The sequence below is a fragment of the Candidatus Methylomirabilota bacterium genome (assembly GCA_036002485.1).
GTDB lineage: Bacteria > Methylomirabilota > Methylomirabilia > Rokubacteriales > CSP1-6 > AR37.
Window position 1 is genome coordinate 1 of the sequence record DASYTI010000082.1, and the last position, 7957, is coordinate 7957.

A 7957-nucleotide genomic window follows, 5' to 3' on the forward strand; every position below is an offset into this window, starting at 1 on the left:
CCGCTTTGACCTTTCCCACGCCCTCTGGCACGATCGGCGCGAGATGGGCGGGGAGCTATCGGCTCTGGGACAAGGCTGATCGGCCTCGTGCCGGACTGAGAACGGGCCTACTGCTATCTACATTCCATGACCTCGACGACCGCCGATCCGGAGGCGCCCCTCACGGCGGCGCGGCGGTGGATGATCACCGCCGCGGTGATGATCGTTACGGTGACGCAGGTCCTCGACACCACCGTGACCAACGTCGCCCTGCCCCACATCCAGGGCGCGCTCTCCGCCGCCGTGGACGAGGTGTCGTGGGTCCTCACGTCCTACCTCGCCGCCAACGCCGTCGTCCTGCCCGCCACGGGCTGGCTGGCCAGCGTGCTGGGGCGCAAGCGCGTGTTCCTCATCTGCACGGTGGTGTTCACGCTGGCCTCCGCGCTGTGCGGGCTGGCGCCCAACATCGAGACGCTCATCGTCGCGCGGATCCTGCAGGGCCTGGGAGGCGGACCGCTGATGCCGCTGTCCCAGGCGATCATGTGGGAGATCTTCCCCCTCCGCCAGCGCGGAATGGCCATGGCAGTGTGGGGGATGGGCATCATGATGGCGCCCATCTTCGGCCCCGTCCTGGGCGGTTTCATCGCGGACAACTGGTCGTGGCGCTGGATCTTCTACATCAACGTGCCCATCGGTTTCGTGGGGTTCCTCGCCACCGCCGCCGTCCTGTTCGACCCGCCGTACCTGCGCAAGCCCACGCGCGTGGACCTGCCCGGCCTGCTTCTCATGGCCGTGGGCTTCCTCTCCCTCCAGCTCTTCCTGGACCAGGGCGAGCGACACGAGTGGTTCGCGTCATCGTTCGTGACGGCCCTGGGACTCCTCGCTGCCGGCGCCCTCCTCGGCTTCGTGCTCCGCGAGCTGACGACGCTCGACCCCATCTTCGACCTGAGCGTGTACGCCGACCGCAACTTCGCCGCGGGCAGCCTCATCATGCTCGTGCTCATGATCGGCTTCTACTCGAGCATGGTGCTGCTCGCCCTCTTCACCCAGAAGCTGCTCGGGTACGACGCAATGACGTCCGGAATGGTCCTGGCCCCGGGGGGCGTGGGCAATCTGCTGTCGCTGCTCATCGCGGGCCGCCTTTTCATGAAGGTCGACCAGCGGGCCCTGCTCGCCCTGGGCTGCCTGCTCAACGCCTACGCGACCTACAGCATGTCGACGGTGACGCTCGGCGCGGACTACTGGGCGCTGGCCTGGCCGCGCCTCGTCCAGGGCATCGGCACCGGCTTCGTCTTCGTGCCCCTCAACACGGTGGCCCTCGCCACCATCTCACGCGAGAAGATGAGCAACGCCACCGCGGGCCTCAACGTGGTGCGCAACCTCGGAGGCGGCATCGGGGTGGCCCTGATGACGACGATGCTGGCGCGGCGGGCCCAGTCGCACCAGACGACGCTCGTCGGCAACGTCAATGCCTGGGACGTGGAGACGACGGAGCGCCTGCGCGTCTGGAGTGCCCACTTCGCCGCACGCGGCGCCGATCCCTTCACGGCCGAGAGGCAAGCGCTCGGCCAGCTCTACCAGGAGGTGACCCGGCAGGCCCAGCTCCTGGCCTATGCCGACGACTTCTGGCTGATCTTCGTGCTGTTCTGCGGCTGCCTGATCCTGCTCCCGCTCCTGCGCCGGGTCCGCCTGGAGCCGGCCAAGCAAGCGCCCGCCCGCGACGAGGCGGCGCCACCCGTACACGCCGAGTGAGGCGTGCGGAAAAACGAAAGGGCGCCGGATTCCTCGGGTGCGCTCAGGAGTCGAGGCAGCCCTGAAGCGGGAAGGTGGGCGGGATCAGCCTTGCCAACCTGCCTTGCGCAGGCCCTCCAGCCAGTGAGCATGGTCTTCCGGCCGAAACCACGGGACCTGCCCGCGGACATATGTCTCGAAGGAGGCCGGCGCGATGGCCATGGCTTTGTCCAGTGCTTCCCGCGCTTCCTCGATCCGGCCGACTTGACCGAGCGCGGCGGCCAGCCAGCGATAGGCCATCGGATGATTTGGGTATGACCGGATCGCCCGTTTCGCCGCCTCGATGGCCGCCTCGTATTCGCGGCAGAAATAAAGTCCCAGCGCGAGGTGGTTCAAGCGGGCGGCCAGGTTTGGGTCGCGGAGATCGAGTCTGATGCACGTCTCGAGCGACGCGAGCCCCTCCTTTGGCCGTCCGGAAAAGACCAGCGTCGAGCCGCGGATTCCGTGTGCGTAGGCCAGGTTCGGACTGATGGTCAGCGCGCGCTGAACCTCGGCCAGCGCGCCCTCATAGTCGGCGCGCATCCACAGGGTCATCCCGAGGCGGGCTCGCGCCTCCGCATCGGCGCCGTCGAGGGCCACCGCCCGTCGCGCCAATGCCTCCGCCGACGCGGCGGCTTCCTGCAGACTGCGTGTCTGGTATACGGCTCCCGCGTTGTTTCGAGCCAGGGCCAGCGCTTTGTAGCCCCCGGCAAAGGTCGGATCGAGATCGATGGCCTGCTGAAAGAACTCCTCGGCCTGCGCGTTGTCTTTCGCGTTGGCTTTGCTCAAGTGCCACAAGCCGCGCTGGTAGGCGGCCCAGGCGTCCAGGCTTCCCGGCGGCTTGCGCATGGCCCGTTGCTGCTCGGCGTCGGCGACGGCGGGGGCAATCGCCGTGGTCACCGCCTCCGTGATCTCGTCCTGCACCGCGAAAATGTCGGCGAGATCGCGATCGTAGCGCTCGGCCCAGACGTGGTTACCGGTTTCCGCCTCGACCAATTGCGCGGTGACCCGGATGCGGTGGCCGACTTTGCGCAGGCTGCCTTCGAGCACATAGCGTACGCCGAGTTCGCGCCCCACCTGCTTCACGTCGACGGCGCGGCCCCGATAGGTGAAGCACGAATTGCGCGCGATGACGAAGAGGGAGGGATAGCGCGACAGCGCAGTGATGATGTCCTCGGCGATCCCATCGGCGAAAAACTCTTGCTCAGGATCGCTGCTCAAATTCGCAAACGGCAGCACGGCCACCGACGGCTTGTCGGGCAGCGGCGGCCCCGTCAGCACGCCGACGGACGGAGCCGCGTCGGACGGAGCCGTGCCGATGGGGGCCACGCGGAAGACCCGCACCGGCTCGTCAATGTTCTTGACCTGCTGCGCTCCCGCATCGGTAAAGGCCGCCATGACCCGCGTCCCCACGTGCTCGCGCACGGTCGCGGAGACGCAGATGCCGCCGGGCTCGGCCAGAGCCTGCAGCCGTGCCGCGATGTTGACGGCGTCACCGAAGAGGTCGCCGTCCTTGATCATGATGTCGCCGAGATGGATGCCCATGCGGAACCGCATCCGCCGTTCGGGGGACAGATGTTCGTTCTCTTTGGCGATGGCCGGCTGGATGGCGAGCGCGCAGGAGAGCGCTTCGGCCACGCTCGGAAACTCGGCGAGCACGGAGTCGCCCGCGGTGTTGGCGATCCGCCCGCGGTGCTCGGCGACGAACGCGTCGATGATTGCTCGGCAGGCGGCCAGGGCGGAGAGGGTGGCCTCCTCATCCGCCCGCATCAGCCGGCTGTATTCGGCAACATCGGCGGCAAGAATCGTGGTCAGTCGCCGCTCCAACCGGTCTGCCATCTCGGCTCCCCTGTCCCCGCCTCTTCCGAGGCGCCCAAGCTTAGCACAAGGATCGCGCCTCGCCCCGGTGCGGACGCAGGATCATCCTCCCTTACTTGTCGTCGCTTGCTGGGGGAGAGTGCCACCGGCGAGCGGATAGAGGTGGCAGGCCACGAGCCGGCCCTCCTCGGGCTGGAGGGGCGGCTCCTCGGTCGCGCACCGGGGCATGACGAAGGGACAGCGCGGGTGAAATCGGCAGCCGCTCGGAGGATTGAGCGGACTCGGCACCTCGCCCGAGACCACGACTTCAGGCGGTGGCCGGTCGAAGTCGATGGGGAGTGCCGCGGCAAAGAGGGCCTTCGTGTAGGGGTGCTTCGGCTCGAGCGCGACCTCTGTGGCCCGGCCCATCTCCACGATCTTGCCCAGGTACATCACCGCGATGGTATGGCTCATGTGGGCGACGGCGGCGAGGTCGTGGGCGATGAAGAGGTAGGAGATGCCCAGGCGCTTCTGGAGGTCGCGCAGCAGGTTGAGGATCTGCGCGCGGATGGACACGTCGAGCGCGGATACCGGCTCGTCGAGGACGATCAGCTTCGGGGAAAGGGCCAGGGCCCGCGCGATGGCGATGCGCTGGCGCTGGCCGCCCGAGAACTCGTGCGGGAAGAGGTCGACCGCGCGCTCGGGGAGCCCGACCACGTCCAGGAGCTCCTGCACCCGGCGGCGACGCTCCCCCGCTCCCGTCCGCTCATTGATCACGAGCGGCTCCGCGATGATGGAGCCGACCCGCATGCGCGGATCGAGGGAGGCATACGGATCCTGGAACACCGCCTGGACCGAACGACGGTAGCGGCGCGCCACCCCGGCATCTGTGGCCAGGACATCCTCGCCCTCGAAGCGGATCGTGCCGCTGGTCGGCCGCTCGAGACCGAGGACGAGCTTGGAGGTGGTCGTCTTGCCGCAGCCGGATTCGCCCACCACCCCGAGCGTACTGCCTGCCTCGACGGTGAACGAGATGGAGTCGACGGCCCGCACCAAGCCCTTCGACCAGCCGAGCGGTCCATGGCGCACGGGGAAGTGCTTGGTGAGCCCCGAGGCCTCGAGCAGGGGCACCCCGGCCGTCACGGCGCCCTCAGGCCGCACCATGCAGCCAGCAGCGGCTCACCTGCCCCGCTCCCACCGCGAACTCGGGCGGCGCCTCGGCGCGGCAGCGCTCCATGACGTGTGGGCAGCGCGGCGCGAAGGCGCAGCCGGGCGGGAGCCTGGCCAGATCGGGCGGCTGGCCCTCGATGGCGGTGAGCCGGTCGGTGGTGGCGCCGAGGCGCGGGATCGACTCGAGGAGCGCCTGCGTGTAGGGATGGGCGGGCGCCGTGAAGATCTGCCGCACGGGCCCCATCTCGACGATCCTGCCCGCGTACATCACGGCCACGCGGTCGCAGATCCGCGAGACGATGCCGAGGTTGTGCGTGATGAAGATCATGGCCAGGCGGTGCTTCTCCTGCAGCTCCTCGAGGAGGGCCAGATACTGGGCCTGGATGGTCAGGTCGAGGCTGGTTGTCGGCTCATCGGCGATGAGCAGCCGCGGCGGTGCGGCGATGGCCATGGCCCCGACCACACGCTGGCGCATCCCGCCGGAAAGCTGGTGGGGAAAGGCGCGAAGCCGCGTCGCGGGGGACGGGATACGCACGGAGGCGAGGAGCTCGGCGGCGCGCTCGGCGAGGGCCCGCCCGCGCAGCCCGTGGTACAGCACCACGGGCTCGCGGACCTGCATCCCGATGGAGAAGACAGGGTTGAGCGAGCTCATGGGGTCCTGCAGGATCATGGCGATCTTGCGGCCGCGGATGCGCTGCATCTCGCGGTCGCTCATGGCCAGGAGCTCGTCGCCGTCCAGCCGCACCGATCCGCCCACGATGCGCGCGGCGGGACGCGGCACGAGCCGCATCATGGTCAGGCAGGTCATGCTCTTGCCTGAGCCCGACTCGCCGACGAGGCCAAGGGTCTCACCTTCTGCCACCGAGAACGAGACACCGTCGACCGCTTTGATGGTGCCCCACCGAGTCACCAGATGCGTCTGAAGATCTCGAACCTCGATCACTTGGTTCTGGGGGGGAGCGACCGCCGCTCCTTCGGGTCCGCTCGCCTCGGAACTGGCGGGGCCTAGCCCACCGAAGTTCCTCGGCTCGCCTGGCGCCCCAGGGCCCCCCACCGGTCGACGAAGATCCGGTGTCGGCTCGCCTGGCGCCCCAGACCCCCCCACCGGTTCTCGACTCACGAAGGGCTCAGAGCTGGCGGAGCTTCGGATCGAACGTGTCGCGCAGCCAGTCGCCGAGCAGGTTGAAGGCAAGCACCACGAGCAGGATGGCGAGCCCCGGGAACATCGACGCCCACCAGGCGCTGGTCACGAACTCGCGGCCTTCAGCAATCATGGAGCCCCACGCGGGGGTGGGCGGCGGGATGCCCGCGCCGAGGAAGGACAGCGACGCCTCGACGATGATGACGTAGCCGATCTGGAGCGTGACCAGGACCACGAGGGTATTGAGGGTATTGGGAAACAGGTGCCGGGTGATGATGCGCCACGCTCCGGCGCCCGCGATGCGCGCCTGGGCGATGAAGTCGAGGTGCATCAGGGTCAGCACCTGACCGCGGATCACGCGCGCGTAGCGAGCCCAGAGGATGACGGCGATGGCCACCACCACATTGGTGAAGCTCGGGCCCACCGTCACGGCCAGGATCAGGGCGAGCAGGATGACGGGAAAGGACATGGTGGCGTCGGTCATCCGCATGAGCGCCGCGTCCACCCGGCCGCCGTAGTAGCCGGCCACCAGCCCCACCGCCGCGCCGAAGGCGCTGGCCAGAAGCACGGTGACCACTCCCGCGGCCAGCGAGACCCGCGCGCCCCAGATGATGCGCGAGAGCATGTCACGCCCCAGCCGGTCGGTGCCCAGTGGATATTTCCAGCTTCCCGCCTCTTCCCACACGGGGGGCTTGAAGCGGTTCCGGAGCGATTGGCTCTGCGGATCGGCCGGGCTCACCAGCGGGGCGAGAATGGCCAGCAAGACGAACACGGTGATGATGCCGAGCGGGATAAGAGGCAGCTTCCGGACCCGGGACTCGGAAATCGACGGAGTCTCCACATCGGCAAGGATGAGGGCACCGCCCGCGGGCTCAGCGGGCATAGCGGATGCGGGGATCGATGACGGCATAGAGGCAGTCGACGCCGAGGTTCACCACGGCCACGATGGCCGCGGTGGTCAGGACCACGGCCTGGATCACCGGGAAGTCGCGCGAGCTGATCCCCTCGTAGGCGAGCCGCCCGAGACCCGGCCAGGCAAAGACCGTCTCCACCACGATGGCCGTGGTGACCAGGATGGCGAAATAGATGCCGGCAAAGGTCACGACCGGGATGAGGGCATTCTTGAGCGCATGGAGCCACACCACCCGGTGCTCCACCACGCCCTTGACGCGGGCAAGCTTGACATACTCCGAATCCAGCACCTCGAGCATCGCGGAGCGGAGCAGCCGCATCATGCCCGCCACCACGAACCACCCGAGGGTGAAGCCGGGCAGGATATAGCTGGTGAAGCCGTCGATGCCGCCCGCGGGCAGCCACTGGAGTCGCCCCGCCACGAACTCGACGAGCACGATGGCCAGCCAGAAGGTGGGCAGCGACTGGCCGAGCACCGCGATCACCTGCGCCGTCCGGTCGAGACCGGTCCCCTTCTTGACCGCAGCCATCACGCCCAGGGGGAAGGCGAGGGCGAGCGAGATGGCCATCGCGAAGGTGGCGAGGCGAAGGGAGTTGGGCAGCCGCTCCCGGATCAGCTCGCTCACCGGCTTGCGCGCCCTCAGCGACATCCCGAAGTCCCCGGTGACGGCCTTGCCCACGAACGAAAAGTACTGCTCGACGTAGGGGCGGTCGAGGCCGAGATAGCGGCGGGCCTCCGCGTAGTCCTCCTCGCTCGCCGACATGGGAAGGATGAGGTGGAGCGGATCGCCGGTGGCCCTGGCCAGGATGAAGACGACGACGGACAGGATGGCGAGGGCCACGAGCGACTGGAACAGCCGCGATAAGACGAACCGGATCACCGGGCGTCAGCCTGGACTATTCGTGAAGGACACTCTCTCGTCGTATGGCCCCCTCACCCTGCCCTCTCCCCCGCCGCGGGGGAGAGGGATAAGAACACTTTCACTACGCTGCTCTCTTCATTCTGATCCCTCTCCCCACTAGGGAGAGGGCCGCAGTTCGAGCCGAGACGCCCGCCTCGGGCGACGAGGCGAGGGCTGAGTAGGTGAGGAGGCCAGGTGTTCGCGCATAATCCGGGTTAGCAGGCCGATGAAAAGGGCCCCGCTGCTTCGCCGCCTCGCATCTGAACCCTTTTGCGCGGCCTGCTGA

6 protein-coding genes are annotated in these 7957 nt (G+C 68.3%); 1 reads left to right on the forward strand and 5 read right to left on the reverse strand.

The window, feature by feature from the left end; genetic code table 11:
- Window positions 1-126 precede the first annotated feature (126 nt).
- The gene (locus VGT00_08420; protein ID HEV8531427.1) at window positions 127-1731 is read left to right on the forward strand and encodes a DHA2 family efflux MFS transporter permease subunit; all 1605 of its coding nucleotides are present in this window, start codon (window positions 127-129) and stop codon (window positions 1729-1731) included.
- 84 nt (window positions 1732-1815) lie between these two features.
- Here the strand turns inward: VGT00_08420 and VGT00_08425 are convergent, their stop codons facing one another.
- The 5 genes from VGT00_08425 to VGT00_08445 all read right to left on the reverse strand — a co-directional run bounded on the left by VGT00_08425 (window position 1816) and on the right by VGT00_08445 (window position 7650).
- Entirely contained in the window at window positions 1816-3588 is a 1773-nt protein-coding gene (locus tag VGT00_08425; protein ID HEV8531428.1) for an adenylate/guanylate cyclase domain-containing protein, read from the reverse strand.
- Between the two features lie 81 nt (window positions 3589-3669).
- The gene (locus VGT00_08430; GenBank protein HEV8531429.1) at window positions 3670-4710 is read right to left on the reverse strand and encodes an oligopeptide/dipeptide ABC transporter ATP-binding protein; all 1041 of its coding nucleotides are present in this window, start codon (window positions 4708-4710) and stop codon (window positions 3670-3672) included.
- A complete protein-coding gene (locus tag VGT00_08435) occupies window positions 4697-5659 on the reverse strand; it encodes an ABC transporter ATP-binding protein (protein ID HEV8531430.1) in 963 nt (320 codons plus the stop codon). Before VGT00_08435 ends, VGT00_08430 begins: the two co-directional genes overlap by 14 nt.
- A 184-nt stretch (window positions 5660-5843) precedes the next feature.
- Window positions 5844-6740: an ABC transporter permease gene (locus tag VGT00_08440; protein HEV8531431.1), complete on the reverse strand. Its 897-nt coding sequence runs from the start codon at window positions 6738-6740 to the stop codon at window positions 5844-5846.
- Window positions 6730-7650, reverse strand: a complete 921-nt coding sequence (locus tag VGT00_08445; protein ID HEV8531432.1) for an ABC transporter permease — start codon at window positions 7648-7650, stop codon at window positions 6730-6732. The genes VGT00_08440 and VGT00_08445 overlap by 11 nt, the downstream gene beginning before the upstream one ends.
- Window positions 7651-7957: the final 307 nt, after the last annotated feature.

Excerpts from the sequence above, each read along its gene's own strand:
- VGT00_08420 (HEV8531427.1), top strand. The coding sequence starts at position 127 with ATGACCTCGACGACCGCCGATCCGGAGGCGCCCCTCACGGCGGCGCGG.
- VGT00_08425 (HEV8531428.1), bottom strand. The coding sequence starts at position 3,588 with ATGGCAGACCGGTTGGAGCGGCGACTGACCACGATTCTTGCCGCCGAT.
- VGT00_08430 (HEV8531429.1), bottom strand. The coding sequence starts at position 4,710 with ATGGTGCGGCCTGAGGGCGCCGTGACGGCCGGGGTGCCCCTGCTCGAG.
- VGT00_08440 (HEV8531431.1), bottom strand. The coding sequence starts at position 6,740 with ATGCCCGCTGAGCCCGCGGGCGGTGCCCTCATCCTTGCCGATGTGGAG.